Annotated in this window: 24 protein-coding genes, 1 tRNA gene and 1 pseudogene; 14 read left to right on the forward strand and 12 right to left on the reverse strand. The window is 49.7% G+C overall.

The features are described 5' to 3' along the window. Window positions 1-153: 153 nt before the first annotated feature. Entirely contained in the window at window positions 154-1,410 is a 1,257-nt protein-coding gene (locus MJ768_RS06485; RefSeq protein ID WP_239289110.1) for a nitronate monooxygenase, read from the forward strand. Window positions 1,411-1,496: 86 nt separating this feature from the next. Here MJ768_RS06485 and MJ768_RS06490 read toward each other — a convergent pair whose 3' ends face one another. Continuing rightward, the gene (locus MJ768_RS06490; protein ID WP_239289112.1) at window positions 1,497-1,943 is read right to left on the reverse strand and encodes an Rrf2 family transcriptional regulator; all 447 of its coding nucleotides are present in this window, start codon (window positions 1,941-1,943) and stop codon (window positions 1,497-1,499) included. Between the two features lie 396 nt (window positions 1,944-2,339). Here MJ768_RS06490 and MJ768_RS06495 point away from each other — a divergent pair, with 396 nt between their 5' ends. From MJ768_RS06495 to MJ768_RS06525, 7 genes are all read left to right on the forward strand, one after another. Continuing rightward, complete coding sequence (locus tag MJ768_RS06495; RefSeq protein WP_239289114.1) at window positions 2,340-2,621, forward strand: BolA/IbaG family iron-sulfur metabolism protein; 282 nt, start codon at window positions 2,340-2,342, stop codon at window positions 2,619-2,621. A 568-nt stretch (window positions 2,622-3,189) separates the two neighbouring features. After that, window positions 3,190-3,480 carry a co-chaperone GroES gene (locus tag MJ768_RS06500; RefSeq protein ID WP_239289116.1) on the forward strand — a complete coding sequence of 97 codons (291 nt, stop codon included), beginning with the start codon at window positions 3,190-3,192 and terminating at the stop codon, window positions 3,478-3,480. A gap of 96 nt (window positions 3,481-3,576) precedes the next feature. After that, the gene (gene groL / locus MJ768_RS06505; protein WP_239289117.1) at window positions 3,577-5,241 is read left to right on the forward strand and encodes a chaperonin GroEL; all 1,665 of its coding nucleotides are present in this window, start codon (window positions 3,577-3,579) and stop codon (window positions 5,239-5,241) included. Between the two features lie 173 nt (window positions 5,242-5,414). Then, window positions 5,415-5,490 (forward strand) — tRNA-Phe (locus tag MJ768_RS06510). 260 nt (window positions 5,491-5,750) lie between these two features. Continuing rightward, a complete protein-coding gene (locus MJ768_RS06515) occupies window positions 5,751-6,095 on the forward strand; it encodes a DUF3135 domain-containing protein (RefSeq protein WP_239289119.1) in 345 nt (114 codons plus the stop codon). 409 nt (window positions 6,096-6,504) lie between these two features. Further along, window positions 6,505-7,398, forward strand: coding sequence for a dienelactone hydrolase family protein (locus tag MJ768_RS06520; RefSeq protein WP_239289121.1), 894 nt, complete (start codon window positions 6,505-6,507; stop codon window positions 7,396-7,398). 111 nt (window positions 7,399-7,509) lie between these two features. Beyond that, window positions 7,510-7,962, forward strand: coding sequence for a pyridoxamine 5'-phosphate oxidase family protein (locus MJ768_RS06525; RefSeq protein WP_239289123.1), 453 nt, complete (start codon window positions 7,510-7,512; stop codon window positions 7,960-7,962). A 118-nt stretch (window positions 7,963-8,080) separates the two neighbouring features. Here the strand turns inward: MJ768_RS06525 and MJ768_RS06530 are convergent, their stop codons facing one another. Further along, window positions 8,081-8,245: a hypothetical protein gene (locus MJ768_RS06530; protein ID WP_239289125.1), complete on the reverse strand. Its 165-nt coding sequence runs from the start codon at window positions 8,243-8,245 to the stop codon at window positions 8,081-8,083. Between the two features lie 38 nt (window positions 8,246-8,283). Here MJ768_RS06530 and MJ768_RS06535 point away from each other — a divergent pair, with 38 nt between their 5' ends. The 3 genes from MJ768_RS06535 (at window position 8,284) to MJ768_RS06545 (ending at window position 9,376) form a co-directional block, all read left to right on the forward strand. Continuing rightward, the gene (locus tag MJ768_RS06535) at window positions 8,284-8,562 is read left to right on the forward strand and encodes a BrnT family toxin (protein ID WP_239289127.1); all 279 of its coding nucleotides are present in this window, start codon (window positions 8,284-8,286) and stop codon (window positions 8,560-8,562) included. A 1-nt stretch (window position 8,563) separates the two neighbouring features. Further along, entirely contained in the window at window positions 8,564-8,893 is a 330-nt protein-coding gene (locus MJ768_RS06540) for a hypothetical protein (RefSeq protein ID WP_239289129.1), read from the forward strand. A 144-nt stretch (window positions 8,894-9,037) separates the two neighbouring features. Then, a complete protein-coding gene (locus MJ768_RS06545; RefSeq protein ID WP_239289131.1) occupies window positions 9,038-9,376 on the forward strand; it encodes an addiction module antidote protein in 339 nt (112 codons plus the stop codon). Between the two features lie 155 nt (window positions 9,377-9,531). Here the strand turns inward: MJ768_RS06545 and MJ768_RS06550 are convergent. From MJ768_RS06550 to MJ768_RS06575, 6 genes and pseudogenes are all read right to left on the reverse strand, one after another. Further along, window positions 9,532-9,837 (reverse strand): annotated as a pseudogene (locus tag MJ768_RS06550) (transposase); the annotation flags it as partial. 412 nt (window positions 9,838-10,249) lie between these two features. Further along, a complete protein-coding gene (locus MJ768_RS06555; protein ID WP_239289133.1) occupies window positions 10,250-11,374 on the reverse strand; it encodes a glycosyltransferase family 4 protein in 1,125 nt (374 codons plus the stop codon). 149 nt (window positions 11,375-11,523) lie between these two features. After that, complete coding sequence (locus MJ768_RS06560; protein WP_239289135.1) at window positions 11,524-12,234, reverse strand: TylF/MycF/NovP-related O-methyltransferase; 711 nt, start codon at window positions 12,232-12,234, stop codon at window positions 11,524-11,526. 23 nt (window positions 12,235-12,257) lie between these two features. Next, window positions 12,258-12,986 (reverse strand): sulfatase family protein, encoded by a 729-nt coding sequence (locus MJ768_RS06565; protein ID WP_320415726.1) that lies wholly within the window; start codon window positions 12,984-12,986, stop codon window positions 12,258-12,260. Between the two features lie 295 nt (window positions 12,987-13,281). Next, entirely contained in the window at window positions 13,282-14,373 is a 1,092-nt protein-coding gene (mutY, locus tag MJ768_RS06570; protein WP_239289139.1) for an A/G-specific adenine glycosylase, read from the reverse strand. 72 nt (window positions 14,374-14,445) lie between these two features. Next, on the reverse strand, window positions 14,446-16,674 hold the full coding sequence (locus MJ768_RS06575; RefSeq protein WP_239289141.1) for an AsmA family protein: 2,229 nt from the start codon (window positions 16,672-16,674) through the stop codon (window positions 14,446-14,448). Window positions 16,675-17,059: 385 nt separating this feature from the next. Between MJ768_RS06575 and MJ768_RS06580 the strand changes: the two genes are divergently transcribed. The 3 genes from MJ768_RS06580 to MJ768_RS06590 all read left to right on the forward strand — a co-directional run bounded on the left by MJ768_RS06580 (window position 17,060) and on the right by MJ768_RS06590 (window position 18,899). Then, window positions 17,060-17,698 (forward strand): DUF4439 domain-containing protein, encoded by a 639-nt coding sequence (locus MJ768_RS06580; RefSeq protein ID WP_239289143.1) that lies wholly within the window; start codon window positions 17,060-17,062, stop codon window positions 17,696-17,698. A 17-nt stretch (window positions 17,699-17,715) separates the two neighbouring features. Then, the gene (locus MJ768_RS06585) at window positions 17,716-18,069 is read left to right on the forward strand and encodes a plastocyanin/azurin family copper-binding protein (protein ID WP_239289145.1); all 354 of its coding nucleotides are present in this window, start codon (window positions 17,716-17,718) and stop codon (window positions 18,067-18,069) included. A gap of 191 nt (window positions 18,070-18,260) precedes the next feature. Further along, window positions 18,261-18,899 carry a helix-turn-helix transcriptional regulator gene (locus tag MJ768_RS06590; protein WP_239289147.1) on the forward strand — a complete coding sequence of 213 codons (639 nt, stop codon included), beginning with the start codon at window positions 18,261-18,263 and terminating at the stop codon, window positions 18,897-18,899. 92 nt (window positions 18,900-18,991) lie between these two features. Here the strand turns inward: MJ768_RS06590 and MJ768_RS06595 are convergent, their stop codons facing one another. From MJ768_RS06595 to argF, 4 genes are all read right to left on the reverse strand, one after another. Beyond that, entirely contained in the window at window positions 18,992-19,480 is a 489-nt protein-coding gene (locus MJ768_RS06595) for a YajQ family cyclic di-GMP-binding protein (RefSeq protein ID WP_239289149.1), read from the reverse strand. A 90-nt stretch (window positions 19,481-19,570) separates the two neighbouring features. Continuing rightward, window positions 19,571-19,885, reverse strand: a complete 315-nt coding sequence (gene ppnP, locus MJ768_RS06600) for a pyrimidine/purine nucleoside phosphorylase (RefSeq protein WP_239289151.1) — start codon at window positions 19,883-19,885, stop codon at window positions 19,571-19,573. Between the two features lie 115 nt (window positions 19,886-20,000). Beyond that, window positions 20,001-21,221, reverse strand: coding sequence for an argininosuccinate synthase (locus MJ768_RS06605; protein WP_239289153.1), 1,221 nt, complete (start codon window positions 21,219-21,221; stop codon window positions 20,001-20,003). Between the two features lie 69 nt (window positions 21,222-21,290). After that, window positions 21,291-22,211: an ornithine carbamoyltransferase gene (gene argF / locus MJ768_RS06610; protein WP_239289155.1), complete on the reverse strand. Its 921-nt coding sequence runs from the start codon at window positions 22,209-22,211 to the stop codon at window positions 21,291-21,293.

Genomic DNA, 22,211 nt, shown 5'->3' on the forward strand with positions numbered 1-22,211 from the left:
AATTACGCTACACCAAGCAACCACTGGCTGTTGCACTTCGAACTTGAATCCGCCTATGAATATCCAGATGGTTTTTGGCAAATATTTGCGCACGATGCGGGAGACTGCCTACTATTACCAAGGTAATATAGCGACTTGAATTGAAGGATGGCAATGAAGTGTGTTAATGATTTTCGTTTGAAATTTGGCAAGCAAGAGCTTGTGCCTATCATGATAGGCGGGATGGGGGTTGATATTTCCACTGCCGAACTGGCGCTGGAAGCTGCGCGCCTTGGCGGCATCGGGCATCTTTCCGATGCCATGCTGCCGACTGTAACGGACCGGCTTTTAAATACGAATTTCGTTAAATCAAAGCTCAAGCAGTACAAGTACAATGTCGCCAATACGGATAAATCCAAGGTGCAATTCGATCTTGGGCAGATTGCAGAGTCGACGCGCCTGCACTTGAGCCGAGCCATGGAAGCCAAGCGCGGTTCCGGTATGATTTTCGTCAACTGCATGGAAAAGCTTACTATGAATGCACCGCGCGAAACGTTGCGGGTTCGGTTGCATGGGGCGCTCTCTGCCGGTATAGATGGAATTACCTTGAGTGCCGGCTTGCATCTGGGCTCATTCGCGTTGATGGAAGATCATCCACGTTTCCGCGACGCCAAGCTCGGTATCATTGTCTCCTCGCTACGTGCGCTGCAAATTTTCTTGCGCAAAAACGCCAAGCTTAACCGCCTGCCGGATTATATCGTGATAGAAGGGCCGCTGGCCGGTGGCCACTTGGGCTTCGGTTTGGACTGGATGAAATACGATCTGCGAGAAATCTGCAGAGAAATTTATCAGTACTTGCAGGCCGAAAAGTTGGATATTCCGATCATACCGGCCGGTGGAATTTTTACCGGTAGTGATGCAGTGTCGTATCTGGAAACGGGTGCTGCGGCGGTGCAAGTGGCAACGCGCTTTACGGCAACGCATGAGTGCGGTTTGCCGGAAAAAATTGTGCAAGAGTACTTTAAGGCCAACGAGGAAGACATAGAGGTAAATATGATCTCGCCTACAGGCTACCCCATGCGCATGTTGAAGAAGAGCCCGGCCATTGGCGCTGGCATTCGTCCCAACTGCGAAGCCTACGGCTACCTGCTCGACGGTAACGGTAATTGCGCGTACATCACGGCTTACAACGCCGAGGTGGCGGCTCACCCGAATGCCAAGAAAATCTCCGTTAGGGACAAGACCTGTTTGTGTACCGCTATGCGTAACTTTGACTGCTGGACTTGCGGACACTACACCTATCGCCTCAAGGACACCACGCGCCGCCTACCGGACGGGACTTATCAGATACTAACGGCCGAGCATGTGTTCATGGATTATCAGTTCAGCACCGACAACAAGATTGCGTTGCCGAATTTACCGATCATCTAACTTCATTAGCTGAGTTGCGTAAAGCGGCAGACTACCCTTAAACATAGGGCGATAAAGGCGCCAGCAATAAAGTATTTGTTTTGGCTTTAATGTGCGCTTTTCTGGAGTTCGAGCATTCTTCTCAGAGATGATTGATTGGTCAACAAATCTGCCAGAGTGTAGCGATCCAAAGTGTCAAAAAAATTTTTGCGTGCCTCTGCAAGCACTGACTTGAGGGTACACGCGGGTAGCAAGGGGCAACTTTGATTTTTTGTATTGAAGCATTCAACCAGATCGATATTTTCTTCCATATCGCGTACTACATCCCCGATATTGATCAATTGCGGTAAGCGCGCCAAGCGCATTCCTCCACCCTTGCCGCGCGTGGTTTGAATATAGCCGCGGTTGGCCAGCTGATGAACGACTTTCGTTAAATGGCTTTGCGAAATACCATAGTTTTCAGCAACCTCGCTGATCGTAACCAGCCTGCTTTGCAGTGCGCCCAAGTAAATTAAGGTGCGCAATGAATAATCGGTAAAGTGGGTAAATTGCATTTGTGACTATACTTAAAAGTTACACTTTTAATTAATGCGACGTATCATTCTAATCAGAATTTTGTGCATTGCCTAGCAATCTACTGAAAAACTCTATCATTTCCGGACACTATTAAAATTGCTTTGCTTCTTCCATATTGATTACCATGCCTCGCATATCTTCAGACTCACTCCATACTGGAAGAGGCTTCCACTTGCGTGAAATGTAAAGTGAATGTAGAGTCACAAAGGATAATTTTGCTGTTACTACTATAATTTTCACAGTCCGGACAATCGTCGATTAGTTAATAATAGTTCAAGAATGCTTATAACATTTGCGATCCAGGCTGGCGGCGTTTGACCATTCGAAATTTCGATACCTTCAATATAACTTACACATTTTTTAAGGATATAACCATGTCTTGCCATACTACTGATTTCAAAGGCTCCGTCATTGACGCGCTACAAGAGGCAATCGAACGGCAAATCCCTGGTTCACAGGCCGAGGTGAGTGGCGGCGGCGGACACTTTAGCATCAACGTGACGTCGCCTGCGTTCGCCGGCAAGAACATGCTTGAGAGTCAGCGGATGGTGTACAGTGCGATCACTCACTTGATGGCGGGAGACGCGGCTCCCGTTCACGCTGTCGACAGTTTGAAAACCAGAACACCACCCGAACCGTCAAGCCCGAGCGCTTAGCATAGTAAAAACGGCACAGATTCAACAGCGGCCATGATGGCGCTGGTCGCACAGGCCGAGATGAGGTCGCACGCTTGTCTCGGCACTTAGTGCACAGCTAGCAGCTGAGGAGTAACGCTGCGATAGCCGCTTACTACTCCGTCTCCGAAAACGCAAATGTTACGCTGTGATGTTCAACAACGGCACGGCGCCTGTGCAGCATAAAATCATTGGTTTGAAACTTAAAGACGGGTATATATTTTGTATCTTCCACAGTCATGGAATTGGTTGGCGTAACTGTGAAATAAGTGCAATGTACGATTGATTGATTCAATCTTCGCCTTATAAGGTACAGGTATTCAGAATGCCGTTTGAGGCATTCTTTGGAGGCCCATGCATATATACCAAGCCAATGTCTGATGTTGCACTTCAAGTTATCCGTGACCTTCCTTCGTAACCTTCATAAAAGAAATTTTCATTGTGCTCTTGAAATAAGTACGTTCCGCCCTTATTATTAGCACTCTCTGGCATCGAGTGCTAACTAGAGATGTCGTAATTTTGTTAATTGTTTGTTTAAGGAGAATAAAATATGTTGGTCCGTCCTTTGCATGATCGTGTTGTTATCAAGCGCATGGAAGAAGAACGTAAGACTGCGTCCGGAATTGTGATTCCTGATGCCGCTACCGAGAAGCCTGATCAAGGCGTAATCGTCGCTGTAGGCAACGGTAAATATGCTGATGACGGCAAACTACTCCCGATGTCTGTAAAAGTTGGCGATAAGGTTTTGTTCGGCAAACACGCCCGTCAGACTTTTAAAATAGAGGGCCAAGAATACATAACCATGCATGAAGAAGAAATTATTGGCGTAATCGAAGCTTAATTTCAGATATACGGTCTTTCCTGCCCGTCGGCAGGATCAGGTGACCTTCGGTAAAGACCGAAGTGAAGAAACCAAATAACTTTAGGAGAAAGAAACATGGCAGCAAAAGACGTGAAATTCCATGATACTGCACGCAGTAAAATGGTTGCAGGTGTTAACATTTTAGCCAACGCGGTTAAAGTAACTCTTGGCCCGAAAGGTCGTAACGTAGTGTTGGAGCGCTCTTATGGCGCGCCCACAATCACCAAGGATGGTGTGTCTGTCGCCAAGGAAATCGAACTGAAGGATAAGTTCGAGAACATGGGCGCGCAAATGGTCAAAGAAGTTGCTTCTAAAACCTCTGACGTAGCGGGTGACGGCACAACTACTGCGACCGTGCTGGCACAGTCCATCGTACAGGAAGGCATGAAATTTGTTGCTGCCGGTATGAACCCGATGGATCTGAAGCGCGGCATCGACAAGGCAGTCCTTGCTGTCGCAGAGGAATTGAAGAAGCTGTCCAAGCCATGCACTACCTCTACCGAAATCGCTCAAGTTGGCTCAATTTCTGCCAACTCTGACGCCAATATAGGCAAGATTATTTCTGACGCGATGGACAAGGTAGGAAAAGAAGGTGTAATCACCGTTGAGGATGGTAAATCGCTCGATAACGAACTTGAATTGGTCGAGGGTATGCAGTTTGATCGCGGCTATCTGTCGCCATATTTTATTAACGACCAAGAAAAGCAAAATGTAGTGATGGAAAACCCCTACATTTTGTTACATGACAAAAAAATCTCCAACATTCGTGATCTGTTGCCGCTACTGGAGCAAGTTGCCAAGGCAGGTCGTCCGATGTTAATTATCGCCGAAGATGTAGATGGCGAAGCGCTGGCTACTCTAGTGGTGAACAACATCCGTGGAATTCTGAAGACAGTTGCGGTTAAGGCTCCTGGCTTTGGAAGCAGGCGTCAATCCATGCTGGAAGACATTGCTATTCTGACTGGCGGTACAGTTATTGCCGAAGAAGTCGGCTTGTCGCTTGAAAAGGCTACTCTGGCGGATCTGGGTCAAGCCAAGCGCATAGAAGTGAACAAAGAAAATACCATCCTTATTGATGGCGCAGGTAATGAAGAAGCGATCCAGGGCCGAATCTCTCAAATCTCCAAACAGTTCGAGGAAGCAACCAGTGATTATGACAAAGAAAAACTGGTAGAGCGCAAAGCCAAATTGGCTGGCGGTGTGGCAGTGATCAAAGTTGGCGCTGCAACTGAAGTTGAAATGAAAGAGAAAAAAGCACGCGTGGAAGATGCGCTGCATGCAACCCGTGCGGCAGTGGAAGAGGGAATTGTCCCCGGCGGCGGCGTCGCATTGTTGCGTGCCAAAGCAGTCGTGGCAAAATTGAAGGGTGACAACCATGACCAAGACGCGGGCATTACCATTGTGTTGCGTGCCATGGAATCGCCACTACGTTGCATCGTAGATAACGCCGGCGACGAGCCTTCGGTAGTGGTTAACAAGGTGCTGGAAGGCAAAGGCAACTATGGCTACAACGCTGCGAGTGGACAGTATGGCGACATGCTGGCAATGGGCGTGGTTGACCCTACTAAGGTTACCCGCATCGCATTGCAAAATGCTGCTTCTATCGCTGGATTGATGCTGACTACTGGATGTATGGTGGCTGAATTACATGAAGACAAGCCTGCTGTTGATTTGGGTGGCGGTGGCGGTGGTGGTATGGGCGGCATGGGCGGTATGGGTGGCATGGGTGGCATGATGTAATTGTTGCGATTCATTTGCCGCTGAATCTGACAAACCCTGCCTTGTGCAGGGTTTGTTTTTGGAATCTGCAAACAGTAAAGTTGGCATTGCTACGTGGTACGTCCTATCTGATGTTATCCAATTCTAAGGTTTCTTAAATTGCATTTTGTCGTTATAATGCGCACCTTCGCATAGGCCTGGTAGCTCAGTTGGTAGAGCAGTGGATTGAAGATCCTCGTGTCGGTGGTTCGATTCCGCCCCGGGCCACCAAATTATAGTTTTAGGTGTTCCTGAAACTTCCAATAAACCCCCACTGCATAATGCTTTAGGGGGTTTTTTAATGCCTATATGTTCCTAATTATTTCCTTGCCATCCGCAACAATTAACGGTATAGCTGTCAGTATCTGACATGCCGTCAGCAGTCGATACCGTCAAATTGCCACTGAGCAGCCTGCTATGTACTCCACCGCACAGATTGAATTTGACTCTAAGCCTAGACTTTTGCCATGGATACATTGGAGGTTGAGCTAATGGATAACTTCGATTTCGATGATTGGGCAATGCTGGCGAGAACGGCTCCGGATGACTTCGAGCAGCGACGGCGTGCTGTTATAGAGAGTCAAATCTCAAGTAGTGACAATGTTCGCCGCCTGCGTGGTTTGCAGTGGCGTATTGACATGGAAAGGAAACGTGCGCACACCCCGATGAAGTCCTGTTTGCGCCTATCAACCCTGATGTGGGATGCGTTCGTAGATTTAAATAATTTATTGAAAGCCTTTGCGGGAAATGATTGCGAATCAACAAGCGCACCAACTCATTCTGCGAGAAGTGCAAAGATTATCCATCTGGCAACTGAATACAAATCACACGAATGAAACGGCGACCACTGCTTTCTGGCGAGCTCAATTCTTGATGTCCTGTTTTTTTCAGCAAACTCCAAGCGCCGCTCTGTGTCGAATGTCGCCAGACAGCCTTGTCATTACGCTGCCATAAAGCTGACGTTCGTGAAGTTCCGATACATGACGGTGCAATAACAAGCTGACTCATACGAAGAGTGGCTAAGCGTGCTTTAAAGGGCGCCTCTAAAAATCCAACTTTGCGAGCAGCCGCTTTGCGGCTTGCCTGCTTACCCCGCTTCGTCACAATACGGCGTTACTCGTAAAAAATTATCGCTTACATACAAACTAGATGCCGCGCTCAAATTTTTTACTCGTGCCTTGTCTTGCTTAGAAACTTGAATATTTAGAGGCGCCCTAAAGTAATTGCGGAGGATTTATTGTGAGCGTGAAACGTAAAACCGCAGATGATTTTGATCCTGAAGTTTTGAAACTATTCGACAAGTATGTGCATGGTGATATCTCCCGTCGAGATTTTATGCAATCAGTCACCCAGTTCGCCGTTGGCGTCACCGCCTTGGGCTTGCTCGATGCGCTGAATCCACGCTTCGCCGAGGCACAGCAAATTGCAAGCAATGATCCGCGCCTTACGGCAAGCTATGTGGAGTATCTGTCGCCGCAGGGTTACGGCAAATTTCGAGGTTATTTGGTGCAGCCTGTCAAAGCCAAAGTTAAATTGCCAACGGTGTTGGTGGTGCATGAGAATCGCGGGCTTAATCCGCATATTGAAGATATCGCTCGCCGCCTGGCGCTGGATAACTTTATCGTTTTTGCACCGGATGCGCTGTTTCCATTAGGTGGCTACCCGGGGGATGAGCACAAGGCACGCGAACTCTTTTCCAAGCTTGATCAGACCAAGACAAAGGAGGATTTTGTAGCTGCGTTTGGTGTTTTGAAAAAGCTCCCGGAAGGCAATGGCAAAGTTGGTGTGGTGGGTTTCTGCTACGGTGGCGGCATCGCCAATCTTCTGGCGACGCGCCTTCCCGATCTGAATGCTGCCGTGTCTTTTTATGGGGGGCAGCCATCAGATGAAGATGCAGCCAAGATCAGGGCACCGCTGTTGTTGCACTATGCTGAGAAAGACGACCGCATTACAGGTGGATGGCTAAAGTATGAGGCCGCGCTGAAGGCTGCTGGCGTCAACTATCAGGCGTTCGTCTACCCAGGTGTACAGCACGGCTTTAACAACGACACTACACCGCGCTACGATGAAGCAGCTGCAAAGCTGGCGTGGCAACGCACGATCAACTTTCTTGATGCCCATCTGCGCAGTCGCACATGAAATGATTCATGTGTAGCTGGCTGGCGGTGGGATAAGTGTTTTTGGTTGAATGTGAAGCAACTCAGATTATCCCTCCGCGTTTCACGCGCGACTTTCTTTGGGAGACGACAGATGGACGAAGAGATCAGACGAAAGATCCTAACGCTTTTGGATCAGCACCGGATCATGACGATTGCTACGCTAAGGCCGGACGGCTGGCCGCAGGCGACGACGGTGGGCTATGCGAACGAGGGTCTCACGCTTTATTTCCTCTGCGGCCCGGATAGTCAGAAGGCGGCAAATCTGGCGCGAAATGATCGGGTGTCGCTGACGATTGATCAAGACACGCCACAAGTGATGGAGATCACCGGACTGTCTATGGCCGCGCGCGCGCAAGTCGTGGTCGATCCTACCGAAGCGGAGAAGGCCTTGCGCTTGCTCATGCTGAAGTATCCCCAGCAGGCCTCCATACCAGTCCCAATGCCGACGCCGGCGGATGTCCGCATATTCCGCGTGACCCCGATGGTGATCTCCGTGCTCGATTACTCCAAGGGCTTTGGACACACCGATCTCGTCAACTGCTAGTCTAGTGCGTCATTTAGAAGCTCGGTAGTTGGGCTGAATGAAGTGAAGCCCAACATCTCACCGCTCACCATAACAATTTCCCCCATCACATCTTTCCACATCCCACACATCGATGCTGTCAGATGCTGCGCTCATGCTTGGCTTGGCGGCTGGCAAGAATGTGCTCGGTTTTTGCCGGTCGCCAGATAAACGCGGATTTCGATTGCCGTTTAGCGGGTAACACCACCATTGCCAGAATAGCAAACTGATTTGCGTGCAGCCCCCCTGTTTTTACGTGGGGCATCTTGATGCCATAAGGCACACAGGTGTATTATCCACCGCATGAAACCTGTGAGCTGGAGCACCGAGAAAAATATCCGTCTCAAAGCTGAGCGAGGTGTATCTTTTGAGGAAGTGCTATCGGCCATGTCGAATGGCGGCCTTCTTGTCGTGCTGGATCATCCGAACACAGATCAATATCCGAACCAACGCATGTTTGTGGTTCGTATTCGTGGCTATGCTTATTTGGTGCCGTTTGTGGAGACGAAGCAGAAGGTCTTCCTGAAAACAATTATCCCAAGCAGGAAAGCCACTCGCATCTATCTTGATGAGGAACGTTGAAATGGACAAAGAAAGAAAACTTGAGGAAGAAATTCTGGCCTCTTTTGAAAGAGGTGAATGGCAACCCTCCCCAAAAAATAAAAGTGAAATCACACGTTTTGCGGCAATGGCTGCTGCCTCTCTGACTAAAGACAAGAGGGTCAACATTCGCATCTCTTCCCGTGATCTTGATGACATTCAAGCCAAAGCCGCAGAGGAAGCAATTCCTTATCAAACATTAATGGCCAGTGTCCTTCACAAATACGTTACAGGACGTCTTGTAGAGCCATCGCCAAACATAGCCTTGCGCTCAAGCGGGACGACGCGCCAAAAAAAGCGGCGCGCCACTTAGCTCTACGTGTGTGCCGGGCATGGCACGCGTAACTATGGTGGTGAAAGTCCGCCAGCCAGGTTTTCGCAGAGCCGAAATCAATAGGGATCCATTGAGTCTGACCCATTGATTTTTCTGGAAAGATTACCAACGGAGGAATACAACATGAAAACGCAAAAGACACATGCCGCCTCGGTCTCGCATGAGGAATGGGTGCTCGATGCCTTGCGCTCAGACCCTGAATTTGCGGTCGAATATCTCAAGCAGGCCATGTCGGAAATGAACGAGCCGGACGGTCGAGGTGCTGCGCTGTTGGCTTTGCGCCAGATTGCCGAATCCTGCGGCGGAATCGCCAAGGTTGCCGAAGCGGCGGGAGTCCAGCGCGAAAGCCTGTACCGTGCGCTATCGCCGAAGGGTAACCCGACCTTGAACACTTTGCTGGCGGTACTGAAGTCAGTCGGCATGAGGCTTTCCGTCGAGCCGGAAGATAAAGCGCACGCGTGAGCTGCTGGCGAAACAGGGCGCATATGCGCAAATGTGGGCTCTACAGCAGCAAGAAGAAGTGTGACCTAAAGCGTATTGCCCTTTGATTCATTAATAGCGCATGCATGGTTTGATGAGGGAGGGCAGGCGAGAGACTGTTCTCTACTCTACCCGGACTTTATTTTGAGCCAATCCAGTTCCATCTTCAATCGGCCAATTTCTGAATACAGTCGTTCCGGACTGGACGATGGATCGATGGGTTTCGGTCCCCGCTTGGCATCAAACAGACTTCCTGCCTGCGCTTGCAATTCCTTCTTCCACAAACCAACCTGTGTGGGATGCACCCCAAATTCCTGACCAATTTCATTCACCGTTTTGATGCCACGGATCCCTTCGATGGCCACCTTGGCCTTGAATTCACCACTGAAATTCTTACGCTTCGTTTCACTCACAACTCGCTCCTTTTTACAGCAGGCTACCATCTTAATTCACTGTCCGGAAAACGGGGTCCACTATATTTGCCCATCGGTTGGGTCAGCGGCACGCCTCCGAGATAATAAATTGCCGGCAGCATCAGTCGCCCCAACCGGTTGTGGGTAAACAGCGACAAAAAAAGGCGTAAATCCTTAGGCCCCTGCCGGATCAGATATTTTAGGTTCCACTAGTCTTCCGGCAGGTCGGTGTAATCGAAGCCGAAGGAGAATTTGCCCATGTCGCCGCCGCACCAATCGGAGATTGCAGCGGTGCGGTAGCCCTGTGCCTTGAGAAGATGGGGCAGTGCACCGACTTTCAGCCGGTAAGCCAGCGATTCTTTAGGGATACCATGAACAAATTATTCACGTACACGCGAGAATCCAGTAATTCATACAACCACTGGACTTGTTCATGCCTTGCTTAGCAATTTGCAAAGCTCAATAATAGCGTTTCAAATTCGTGTACAGGATGGGTAGTAAAGTTCTGCTCCACCTGGTTGCGGCCCGCTTCGCCGAGGCGGGCGCGCAGAGCTGGATCAGCGATGAGTTGCGCCACCCGCGCGGCGAGTTCACCCACATCCCCCGGTTCCACGAGAAAACCGTTCACTCCATCTTCCACCACCTCGGGGATGCCGCCCACCCGTGTAGCCACCAACGGCTTGCGGCAGGCACCGGCCTCCAGGTTGATCAGCCCCAGAGGCTCCTGCCAGCGTGACGGCACCACCACAATGTCTGCTGTGTGATAGACGTTTTCCACTTCTTTCACATAGCCGACGTAGCGGATACGGGCATCACCGCCCGCCATCTGTGCCAGATCCTCCGGTGTGTAGGAGCCGGGGAATGCCGCCGGGTCGCGGCACTCTCCTGCGATGATGAAGCGGGCGTGAATCTCTGGGATGTGCTTGGCCATAAGAATGAAATCTTGCACGCCCTTGATGTCCCGAATCTGACCCAGGAATGCGACGACCACCGCACCGGGAGGCACCCCCCATTCGGCCCGCAAGTCCTTGCCTGTCTCAAACCGCGCGAGTTGGACAGGGTTGTAGACGACTTCCTTCGGCAAGGTCTTCGGAACCGAATTTTCCGCCACGTAGCGAGATACGCAGATTGCAGATCGGCAGCGTCCCATGAATGAACCTTCTTGCTGGTTTACCACGTGAAAGTGCACCAGCACGGGAATCCGTAGCAACAGGGCCGCTAGCACCTCGGCAGGGCGCCAGAAACGATGATTGACGTGGAGCGCGGCGATGCGTTCACGCCGCAAGAGGCGAAGGGCTCTGAACAGGGCCTTTACATAGGTCACTTTATTCTCGGGCTCGGTGGCCGAACCCCAAACCAGGCAACAAATTCCGCGCGCTTCCAGCTCTGCCTTTATTGGCCCCTCGCCCGACAATAGCACCAAGGGTTCCACGCGGGTGAGATCTATCGTGCGCAGAGTCGTGTAGAGCACGCGGCTCGCGCCGCCCCAGTCGGCAGCGCTGCCGGTAAGGAAACAGATACGTGGGCGTGTTTTCAAGCGTGTTTTCAATTCTATTTTAAAGGTCAAATAACTCGGTAGGAGCGTGATTTATCGCGCCCTGATCTATATCATCCTAGAAAAAGGGGCGCGATGAATCTCGCCCCTACGGTACTTCACTACTGATCGGGAAATGGAATCAGCTCAGCACGCACTCTCCAAGCCGCTGCTATGCGGTGTCATTGTTTGATCACGAAATATTTCCAACTGCATTTTTCGTGCGCCTGTGGTTTCTCGTGCTTATCGCGGAAAAATTCGTCGATGGCTTTGCGGGCACCCGGCCAGCGGGTGTCGCCGTATTCGTCGAACATAATGACGCCGCCAGGCTGGACCTTGTCATAGAGGGTTTCCAAAGAGAGCTTGTAGGATTCGTAAAGGTCGCAGTCGAGATGCAGCAAGGCAATTCGGCCCTCGTAATTGGGCAGACTCTTGTCGAACCAGCCTTTTATAAGGTGTATGCGTTCGCGGATCACCTCTTCGCCCAGACGTCCGTCGCGCAACACTTTGAGCACGGTGTCGGGCGGGTTGGCCCAAAACCCCTTGCCATTGATTGGCGTGGTCTCGTCTTTCTCGACTGGATCGGGAAACCCCTCGAAGGAATCGAAGCCATAGTATGTCCGTGGTGTTCCGATATAGTCACTGATCAAGGTAAACAGCAAAGCCCCGTGCCCGATTGAAACGCCGCATTCGACGATATCCCCCTCCACTTTTTGCACCTTGTCTACCATGTTCTTGAAGTAAAAGTAGCGATCCAGTGCGCCGCGATAGATGCGTGGCAGAAAGGGTGAGTGGTTGTAGTCAGCGGGTATGCTTTCCTCTAGAGGATCGATTTTCTCGATTTTGTAGCCCAAGGCGCGCAGAGTTCGCTTGATGGCAGATTTGAACGGCATTTGGATTTTTCTTTGTCAAAAATTCAAGGATTGGGTTGTGTGTCAGGCATGCGGTCGATCCACAGACGCAAGTTCTGCCAAAGCGTGGCGGCAATATCTGCATGTTGATCGATCAGATTTTGTTTGCACATGGGGTCTGCCACGACATCGAAAAGTTGTAGTATATGGCCATTGATGAGCGGTTGGTAGGTGAGTTTCCAGTGGCCCCTGCGGATCATGCGATCCTTAGCGTCCATGATGCACATCGTATATTCCGGTTTGATTGACATGGTGCCACTGGCCCGATCCGGTACTCCCATCAGCTCCAGCAAGTCGGGATAACGCAGATGCTTCTCCGGCAAGCCAGGAATATTAGCGACCCAAATCCCGGTCTCATTGAAAGCGTCGAGTTGCGGGCAGTGCTGGTGCTGCTCAAAACAGCTAGCCAGTGATACCTCATCCATGCTGGTAACGGGGTTTGCACCAACCAGTTTCAACAGTGTGGGTGCAAGGTCGATGCTGCGAACCACCTGATCGACTATTCCGCAGACATGTTTGCGTGGGTCACGAATCAAGAGCGGAATGCGCGAACTGAAATCACCGACCGCAGAATTACCCTGGCCCCAAGTGTCATGTTCAAAAAATTCCATGCCATGGTCGGAATAGATAACGACAATAGTATTGCCCGCCAGCCCACTGACGTTGAGGTGGCGCAGCATCTTGCCTATCTCATCATCAAATTCGGCCACGCAGCCGTCGTATAAATCAATGATTTGATCGAGGTCAAATTATTCTTTGGGTGCGCCCTGTTGACGAATGATCTCGAATGGATCAGTCAATCGTGCTATGGCGAACTTGGATTCACCGTTATAGGCCGGCTCGGCAAAGCCCAGTAGGTTGGGCTGAATGAAATGAAGCCCAACATCTCACTCTCGCTCCAACTCTGCCAAGTCGCCTTGGCTGCAATAGTAGTACAGGCTTGGAATTTGCCGACTAGTTGAAGCTGTAATCTACAGGACAGCACGATCTTCGTGAATATCAAAGCATGTCGGAGTTTACCAACGCTGTTCATACCAGCCTGCGCCCTGCCAGTAACTCCTGCAAGAGTTTGCGCACCGGCGTAGGGATTGCAGTTTGCAACGCATCATCCACATCCAGCCACACCATACCCGGTTCCTGAATTTGTTTGGGTTTGTTAATTACCTGCAATAGTAGGGGTGTGATATGCAGCTTGAAATGGGTGAAAGTATGCGTGAATGTTGATAGTGCAAGCGTGTGTATTGTTTCCGTGCCAAACTGCTGAAGGCAGTAGGCATTCGCATCTTCAACCTTACTTAGAAGTCGCGGATCCACTTGCGGCGGGCACCATAAGCCACCCCAGATGCCGCTCCCCGGGCGCTTTTCCAGCAGGATATCGGGGCCATTGAGTAGCAAAAGAAAAGTGCTATGTCTTTCCGGCAGCACTTTGCGTGGGCGTGGCGTGGGCAGTTGCGCGACCCGTTCGTTTTGATATGCCGCGCAATCTGCTTGCAGCGGACAGATGGGGCATTGTGGTTTGCTGCGCGTGCAGACCAGCGCGCCCAGATCCATCAAGCCTTGTGTATAGACCGCGACATCACGCTTTGGCAGCAATGCTTCGGCTTGTTGCCAGAGTTGAGCTTCAGTCTTTTTTTCGCCAGTGTAACCCTCAATGGCATGGTAGCGCGCCAGTAAACGTTTGACGTTGCCATCGAGAATCGCGCGCCGTTCATGGAACGCGAATGCGCTGATGGCTGCGGCGGTGGAGCGGCCGATGCCGGGAAGAGCAAGGATGTCTTCAAAATGCTGAGGAAACTTTCCCCCATGCCGTTGCATGATGAGTTGCGCTGCGCGGTGCAGGTTGCGCGCACGCCAGTAGTAGCCTAGGCCGCTCCAGTGCGCCAATACTGCATCTTCGCTGTCGGCGGCGAGAGCTGCGATAGTGGGAAAGCGTGCCACGAAGCGGAGGTAATAGGGGATAACGGTGACGACCTGGGTTTGTTGCAGCATTATTTCTGACAGCCATACGCGATAAACATCCGCGCCCTGCCACGGTAAACCATGCCGACCATGTTGTTGCTGCCAGTCTATGATGCGATGAGCAAATAATTCTAAGCGCGGCTTATTTCGATTCTTGATCAAGGCATAAGCCCTCTCTCGCATCGCAGACGGAAGAGAGGGCGAGGGAACGTTTTACAGGCTATGAGCATGGAATTATTTGAAGAGCCCTTTTAGCTTGTCCTGGAGCTGATCCTGCAGCTTGGTTTTAATTCTTTCCTTCTGGGCTTCGATTTTTTGCTTGGCAACATCTGACACCATCGCGCCAAAGTCCAACGTGTATTTCAAGTTGTTAAACGGCCCGCTTAAACGCACCGGGACAGTGATGCCGCCAACGATGTCTTTGCCGCCCTGGCCTTTCAGCGTTTTCGCCAGTGTGGCATTAGCCAGATAATTGATGGTGTCGTTGCCAATGTTGATATCTCCATTGCCTGACAGACGTAGCAGCGGCGATTTTATCAAGAGGTCATCGTTGTGTGCCACACCGTTGTTAACTTTGAAGCTGGCTTTGAGTTCGCTGAAGTCCGTTTTTTCGGCCTTGTTAACGGATTGGGTTTGTGCCGTTGCACCTTTTATGCTCAGCATGCCCTGCGCGTCGCGCAGGGTTTTGGCAATGTTGATGCCTTTGATCGCACCATCCGTCAGGTTTAGTGACATGTTGCCGTTGAGTGCCTTCTTAAGCGCACTGATGGTGTTGCCATGGGCGGCTAGATTAAGCGCGACATTGCCCTTGCCTTCCAATGTGTCGAAGTTGGCAGCATCCTTGAGCAATGGCGCGATATTGATGCCACTCAGATTCTGGTTTATAGCGATGTGAGGCGTAGTCTGCGCATTTACTTTCAGGCTGCCTTTCATGCTGCCCTGATACAGATTGGTAGATAGTGGGCTGATTGTTATCAAGCCGTTATGTGCTTTCACGTCGAGGCGTACTTGTGAAAGTTTCACATTGGCGATTTTAAGCGCTCCGATGCGTAATCCGCCTTCAAGATTAAGTTTTTTCAGAGCAGCCAAATCAAGTGGCTGCTCCGCCGGGGCAGGTTTCTTGGCAACGCTTGCTGCCTCCTTCGGCAGATATAAATCAGCATCAAACTGGTCTACATCTATGTCGAAGCGTATGGCTGGATCTTGAAAACCATTGACTGCCACCTTGGCTTTAACCTGGCTTTGTAGCAGCCCACCCACGAGGTTGGCCTGAACGCTCTGGCGGCCGCCATCTATTTGCACACTACCCTTCATTTCGCCGCTGACTGAATTATTCGGCAGCTTGTTACCAGTTGCATTTACTGCGAGGGTCAGATTGGAAAGGTTGAGCTGCTGCTGTTCGATATTGCCAGTTACAGGCGAGCCGAGCTTTATCTTAAATGCCTGTTCGGGTTGCTTCATATCCAGCTCTAACGCAAGTGCGCTGCTCTTGAAGGATTGAGGATTGCCGGCCAAATCAAGCAGAGCAAGACTGGCCACGATGTTGCCGAATGCACTATCCAACTTGACGTTTAATGTTAGCTTGTCGCCAGTGAAGTTATTCTTAACCAGATTTAATGCAGGCGCATCCAGTTTGGCATCGAAGTTATTTTTGCCTTGCACGCCAGTGGCCGTAACCGCTAACTTTTTCGTGGAAAATTCTTGCGTGTCAAAATTCGCGCTGATATTGCCGTTAGCCAAAACTGACAGATTACTGATGTCGAGTGCTGCGCCCTTGGCCTGCAACTCCAGCCCTTCCATTTGAAATAGTTGTTTTTTTAGATCGAAAGTGAATGTGGTTTTCATTTGTGCAGCTATGTCCAGCTTGGGTTTGCTGGATTGAATTACTGCAGCAAAATCAATTTTGCCCGGCACACCGTTGGCAATACGTCCGGTATTAAGGTTGAAGCCTTTCAGCACATATTGCGCACCCTTGGTTTCATCCAGGTAGGTCAGCTCTGAGTCTTCCACGCGCACTGAGGCTATGTCGAATTCAAGCGGCTTTTTTTCTTCGTCAGTCTCTTTTTTGCTCAACAGGTCATCAATGTTGGTCTTGCCGTTCTTGAATTTCACCAGAGTCGCCTTCAGGCCACTGATCGAAACTTCGTCCACAACCACTTGACTGGATAGTAGCGGCAACACCGCCAGCGAGACGCGCGCACTGTCAATGTACATAAATTCTTTGTCGTTCTGAAATTCAGATAATGATACCTTGCCAATATCGGCGCCTATGCTGGGGAAGAAAACCAGTTTGATATCGCCATCCAGCTTGAGAGTACGTTGCTGCTTATCTTTTACCAGCTTGATGATCTGGGTTTTGTAATCGTTGGGGTTAAATGTGGCAGCGATATAAATTACACCGGCAATCGCAATGGCGACCACCACAACCACTGACCATAAACTATATTTTAGAAATTTTTTCATATTGCCCATTGCTGAAACATTGGCAGCAATTATAGACCAAGTGCAAAATAGTCGACCACCTTCACACCATTCAGCCCAGGAAAAGCACTGGCAGGCGCCAGTCATGCAGCCCATGCACAACCATATCTTGCATGCCATGTCACTGACTGGCGGAAATTCGCAAAACTGCATGCACTGCAGATCAGTGAGGATAGATGAAAACCCGTTCTCTACGGCAACATTTTTATAATCAGTTGGTTAGAGAACAATCTTGATTGTTATAAATGTTTAATAAGTTATAACATAAACATATGTTGTATATATTTCATTGTTCACGTAAGATGCGTTTGGTTCGTTATTAATTAACGAACCAAACTTAATTGGCCACTAAACTTAGGAGACAACTATGGAAAATATTAACAACGTACCTGACAATTCTCGTCGTGTCGCCCTTAAAACAGGCTTTGCTGTAAGTGCACTCGCTGCGCTTAGCTTAACCACTCTCAATAGCGCAAATGCGAATACAGGAAGTGATACAAAGCACGACATGGCTATTTTAAATGCGGCCTTGGACCTTGAAAATCAAGCAATTTGGGCATATGGTGTGGCAGCGGGAAAGCTGAGCGACAGCAAGGTGGGAAATGTCATTAAGTCCCTGGCATTGCGTAATCAGGCTGATCACATTAAGCATCGGGATATCTTCATATCCACGATTAAAAGCCTAGGTGGCACACCGACCAATGCAAAGGGAACATACGATCTTTCTGCTTATATCAAGGCAGGGGAAGGTAATCTTGATAGTGACGCCAATATCGCTAAACTTGCACTTGCGCTAGAGGTGGATGCGGTGCTTGCCTACGCCAGTGCCGTCAGCAAACTGCGTACCCCCGCGTTGGTCGCTGCCGGACTGACTATCTTGCCAGATGAATCAGCACATGCCGCAGCAATTCGCGCGGTGTTTGGCACGCTTGATTCGACGATCCATGCCGTACCGGCTGCGCAACTCAGCAAAGAAACTCGCAGCCAGTGGATACTGTCCGTCTAATCAGCAAGGCGCGTACCATGAGGATGCCCCTTACGTTACTTACAGGAGCATATTTGGGGTTGGCAGCTATTTCGATGACGGGGTCAGCCGCTCCTAATAAGGCAACTGGAGGGCGCATACCCATTACGGTTACGATTGATGCCTTCCAATTTCAACCCGATAAGATACGGATAAAACGTGGGCAGAGCGTAATTTTTATTAATAAGGATGAAGTTCCTCATACCGTAACACCTGATAAAAATGCACACTTTGTTCCTTCCGGCATCATAAAAGGTGGCGAAAAACACGAAGTGTTATTTGACTCAGCGGGAGTACAGAATTATTCGTGTGATTTTCATCCCAGTATGCGTGGACGAGTGATTGTAAAATAAAAAGTGGTCAACAAAAAATCCGTTCGTCCTGAGCTTGTCGAAGGATGAGCGGATTTACTTTTTCTGCGGAGGTTGAATTTTATTACCCACTCTATTTCACATAGAGCCGTATATTTTTTCTCTTCTTACGGTCTGGAGTAAAATGCAAAATATCTCCTTAGAGGGAGCCCAATGCACTAAAGGAGTACGGAATGCTTGAATTATTTGGGAGTCGTCAGCAAGAGCTTTTAAAGCTCCTGCTAAAGAATAAGGGCGGTTTAACTTTAGATGAACTCTCGGAATATCTAAAAATTTCCCGAAACGCCGTTCGCCAGCACGTATCCGCATTGGAGAACAACGGAATAGTCACTGAAGGAGTGACCCGCCCTTCTGGGGGACGTCCGGAACAGCTTTATGTACTTACTGATGAAGGCAAGGAGTTCTTCCCGCGCAATTATTCCTGGTTTGCTCAACTGATGGTCGAATCAATCACTCAAGAATCTGGCGTGGCGGGGTTGAGGGAAAGATTGGGTGCTATGGGGATGGGGGTTGCTCAGCAGCTACTCAGCCAAAATTCAGCACTTAAAACGCGCGAGCAAAAGGTGGAAAAGCTTTCTGAGGTGATGGAAGAGCTTGGTTATAACACGAGGAGCTTTGCTGTTAATAGCGATGCGCCCACAATTGAAGCGGATAACTGCATTTTTCACAATCTCGCCATGAAAAAACCGGAGATTTGCCAGTTTGATCTGGCGTTATTATCGACCTTTACAGACAGTACGGTTATTCACGAGGAATGTATGGCTAAAGGCGGCAATGTTTGCCGTTTCAAATTTAAGGATAAAGATGAATGAATTTTGATAAATGAGTGCGTTGTAGTAGCTGTGAGTTAAGGAAATACTTGGCAAGAATATGAAGCAAGGCTTAATTTCACAATAATATCTTTTCAGTCGCGAAAGTTTTGGTATTGCAGCGGAAAGTCAGTGATGGAAGCGCGTATCAGCTGAATGGCAGCTTGCAGATCGTCGCGCTTACTGCCAGTTATGCGCACCGTGTCGCCTTGTATGCTGGCCTGTACTTTCATTTTACTGTCCTTGACGAATTTGACGATTTTTTTCGCCAGTTCAATTTCAACTCCCACCTTCACGGTGCAGGAACGTTTAATCTTGTTACCGCTGACCTTCTCAATTTTATCGCTAATCTCCAAGCACTTGATGTCCACGCCTCGCTTGGTAAGTTTGGCATTAAGAATATCCTGTACCTGGTTCAGTTGAAATTCATTGTCAGCATGTACGGTGAGTACTAACTCTGCCTGCTCCACGCGAGCATCTGAACCCTTGAAATCAAAGCGAGTGCTAACTTCTTTGTTGGTCTGCTCGACTGCATTTTTAACTTCCGTCTTGTCCACTTCGGATACGATGTCGAATGATGGCATTGCAGTTCTCCTTAAATTTTATCTGCATTAACCTTCTTTTTCAGACGGAGGAAATGCTTGATGAGGGGCGCTACGAGTGGATTCGATTCGCTAACCAAAACTGCAAACGTAATTGACTGCATCCTGCGCATGTATTTCAAAGCTGCTGTTAGCAGCCACATTGAACTGCATACCGGCAGTGTAGGTTTTGGCGTCGTTGTCGCCTGCTATTTTAACTTGACAGGTGCCACTGGTAATTTCCATTAGTTCCGGGGTGTTGACGTTAAAAGTGAGCTGGCTGCCCGGCATTATCACTCCGACGGTCTTGCGTGTGCCATCAGGGAACAGGACGGAGTGTGACACGCACTTACCGTCGAAGAACACATTGGCTTTTTTAACGACGCTAACGTTATCGAATTGGGACATGGATACTCCTGATTGGGAATTATTTAATTTAATTAAATTTAATTAAATTTAATTAAATTTAATTAAATTTATTCAAAATGTTATCTAAACATAAAGCGTTTAGAACAGGTATTATCTACTGCCCTAGCTTAGCTGCAATGCGCATTCTAAGAGCGTTCAGCTTGATAAACCCGGCGGCGTCCTTCTGGTCGTAGGCGCCTTTGTCGTCTTCGAAAGTAGCGATGTTCGGGTCAAACAGCGAATCAGTTTTGGAATCGCGTCCCACCACGATGACATTACCCTTGTATAGCTTGATGCGCACCCAGCCGTTAACTTTTTGCTGCGTGTGATCTATAAGTGTTTGCAGTGAGCGGCGTTCTGGACTCCACCAATAGCCGTTGTAAATCATACTGGCATAGCGCGGCATCAAATCATCTTTCAGGTGCGCAACTTCGCGATCCATCGTGATGGATTCTATTGCGCGATGTGCCTTGAGCATTATGGTTCCGCCGGGGGTTTCATAGCAGCCGCGTGATTTCATGCCGACGTAGCGGTTCTCTACCAGATCAAGACGGCCAATGCCGTGTTTGCCGCCCAACTTATTAAGCATGGTGAGTATCTGGGCCGGGCTCATGTGCGATCCGTTGAGGCCGACAATGTCGCCGCGCTCGAATTCAATATCAATATATTCAGCCGCATCTGGCGCTTGCTCCGGTGACACTGTCCAGCGCCACATGCTTTCCTCAGCTTCGGCGGCGGGGTTTTCCAGATGGCGTCCTTCAAAGCTGATATGCAGCAGGTTTGCATCCATCGAATAAGGCGATCCGCCCTGCTTGTGCTTCATATCTACGGGGATGCTGTGTTTTTCAGCGTATGCCATTAGTTTTTCGCGCGAGAGTAAGTCCCACTCGCGCCACGGCGCGATTACCTTGATGTTCGGGTTAAGTGCGTAATAGCCTAGCTCGAAACGCACCTGATCGTTGCCCTTGCCGGTGGCGCCGTGCGACACCGCTTCCGCGCCCGTTTGCCTGGCGATCTCAATTTGGCGCTTGGCGATTAGCGGGCGCGCGATCGAGGTGCCGAGCAGATATTCGCCTTCATACACGGTGTTGGCGCGGAACATCGGGAATACAAAGTCGCGTACGAATTCGTCGCGCAGATCGTCGATGAAAATATTTTCCGGCTTAATGCCGAACTGCAAAGCTTTTTTGCGCGCGGGTTCGAGTTCTTCACCTTGACCAATATCGGCAGTGAAGGTCACTACCTCGCACTGATAGGTATCCTGTAACCATTTCAGGATTACTGAGGTATCCAGTCCGCCAGAGTAGGCGAGGACGACTTTTTTGATTTCGCTCATTTCGTTTTTCTCAGTTTAATAAACCACCAATGAAAACAGGGTACACAAGCGCACCCTGCATTTTTGCTTTTAGTTATTCACATTACCTAATAGCAGATATTCCATCAGTGCTTTTTGTACATGTAATCTATTCTCTGCTTCATCCCATACCGCGCTTTGCGCGCCGTCGATTACGGCGGCGTCCACTTCCTCGCCGCGATGTGCCGGCAGGCAATGCATGAACAGCGCATCCGGTTTGGCGACGGCCATCATTTCTGCATCCACAATCCAGTCGGCGAATGCTTTGCGGCGCGCATCGTTCTCGCGCTCAAAGCCCATGCTGGTCCAGACATCGGTGGTGACAAGGTCGGCATTGCGCGCCGCGTCCATCGGGTCAGCAAATTCCTCATAGTGGTCTTCGCCGAATAGTCCGGCACGTTCTGGCTCAACTTCATAGCCAGGAGGGGTGGAAACATGGACGTTGAAGTCGAACACCTCCGCTGCTTGCAACCAGGTATTGCATACATTGTTGGAATCGCCAATCCACGCTACGGTTTTGCCCTGAATGGAGCCGCGCTGCTCGATATAGGTGTAGATGTCAGCCAATATCTGACAGGGATGGTATTCATTGGTCAAGCCGTTAATCACCGGCACTCTCGAATTTGCGGCAAAGCGTTCGATAATTTCCTGTTCGAAAGTACGGATCATTACCAGGTCACTCATGCGAGAGATAACTTGCGCCGCGTCTTCCACCGGCTCGCCGCGTCCCAGTTGCGAATCGCGCGTGTTGAGGTAAATGGCGTTGCCGCCAAGTTGTTGCATACCTGCCTCAAACGATAGGCGCGTACGCGTGGAGCTTTTCTCAAAAATCATCACTAAAGTGCGATCCACTAGCGGATGATAGAGCTGGTAGGTTTTAAAGCGCTGCTTGATGATGTGCGCGCGAGCGAACATGTGTTCGAACTCCGCACGGGTAAAGTCTTTGAATTGTAAAAAATGTTTAATGCTCAC

Origin of the sequence: Candidatus Nitrotoga sp. 1052 (assembly GCF_927312905.1) — a bacterium.
Taxonomy (GTDB): Bacteria; Pseudomonadota; Gammaproteobacteria; order Burkholderiales; family Gallionellaceae; genus Nitrotoga.

Coding starts and splice junctions, on each gene's coding strand:
- MJ768_RS06485 (WP_239289110.1), top strand. CDS start 154: ATGAAGTGTGTTAATGATTTTCGTTTGAAATTTGGCAAGCAAGAGCTT.
- MJ768_RS06490 (WP_239289112.1), bottom strand. CDS start 1,943: ATGCAATTTACCCACTTTACCGATTATTCATTGCGCACCTTAATTTAC.
- MJ768_RS06495 (WP_239289114.1), top strand. CDS start 2,340: ATGTCTTGCCATACTACTGATTTCAAAGGCTCCGTCATTGACGCGCTA.
- MJ768_RS06500 (WP_239289116.1), top strand. CDS start 3,190: ATGTTGGTCCGTCCTTTGCATGATCGTGTTGTTATCAAGCGCATGGAA.
- groL (WP_239289117.1), top strand. CDS start 3,577: ATGGCAGCAAAAGACGTGAAATTCCATGATACTGCACGCAGTAAAATG.
- MJ768_RS06515 (WP_239289119.1), top strand. CDS start 5,751: ATGGATAACTTCGATTTCGATGATTGGGCAATGCTGGCGAGAACGGCT.
- MJ768_RS06525 (WP_239289123.1), top strand. CDS start 7,510: ATGGACGAAGAGATCAGACGAAAGATCCTAACGCTTTTGGATCAGCAC.
- MJ768_RS06530 (WP_239289125.1), bottom strand. CDS start 8,245: ATGCCCCACGTAAAAACAGGGGGGCTGCACGCAAATCAGTTTGCTATT.
- MJ768_RS06535 (WP_239289127.1), top strand. CDS start 8,284: ATGAAACCTGTGAGCTGGAGCACCGAGAAAAATATCCGTCTCAAAGCT.
- MJ768_RS06540 (WP_239289129.1), top strand. CDS start 8,564: ATGGACAAAGAAAGAAAACTTGAGGAAGAAATTCTGGCCTCTTTTGAA.
- MJ768_RS06545 (WP_239289131.1), top strand. CDS start 9,038: ATGAAAACGCAAAAGACACATGCCGCCTCGGTCTCGCATGAGGAATGG.
- MJ768_RS06560 (WP_239289135.1), bottom strand. CDS start 12,234: ATGCCGTTCAAATCTGCCATCAAGCGAACTCTGCGCGCCTTGGGCTAC.
- MJ768_RS06575 (WP_239289141.1), bottom strand. CDS start 16,674: ATGAAAAAATTTCTAAAATATAGTTTATGGTCAGTGGTTGTGGTGGTC.
- MJ768_RS06580 (WP_239289143.1), top strand. CDS start 17,060: ATGGAAAATATTAACAACGTACCTGACAATTCTCGTCGTGTCGCCCTT.
- MJ768_RS06585 (WP_239289145.1), top strand. CDS start 17,716: ATGAGGATGCCCCTTACGTTACTTACAGGAGCATATTTGGGGTTGGCA.
- MJ768_RS06590 (WP_239289147.1), top strand. CDS start 18,261: ATGCTTGAATTATTTGGGAGTCGTCAGCAAGAGCTTTTAAAGCTCCTG.
- MJ768_RS06595 (WP_239289149.1), bottom strand. CDS start 19,480: ATGCCATCATTCGACATCGTATCCGAAGTGGACAAGACGGAAGTTAAA.
- ppnP (WP_239289151.1), bottom strand. CDS start 19,885: ATGTCCCAATTCGATAACGTTAGCGTCGTTAAAAAAGCCAATGTGTTC.
- MJ768_RS06605 (WP_239289153.1), bottom strand. CDS start 21,221: ATGAGCGAAATCAAAAAAGTCGTCCTCGCCTACTCTGGCGGACTGGAT.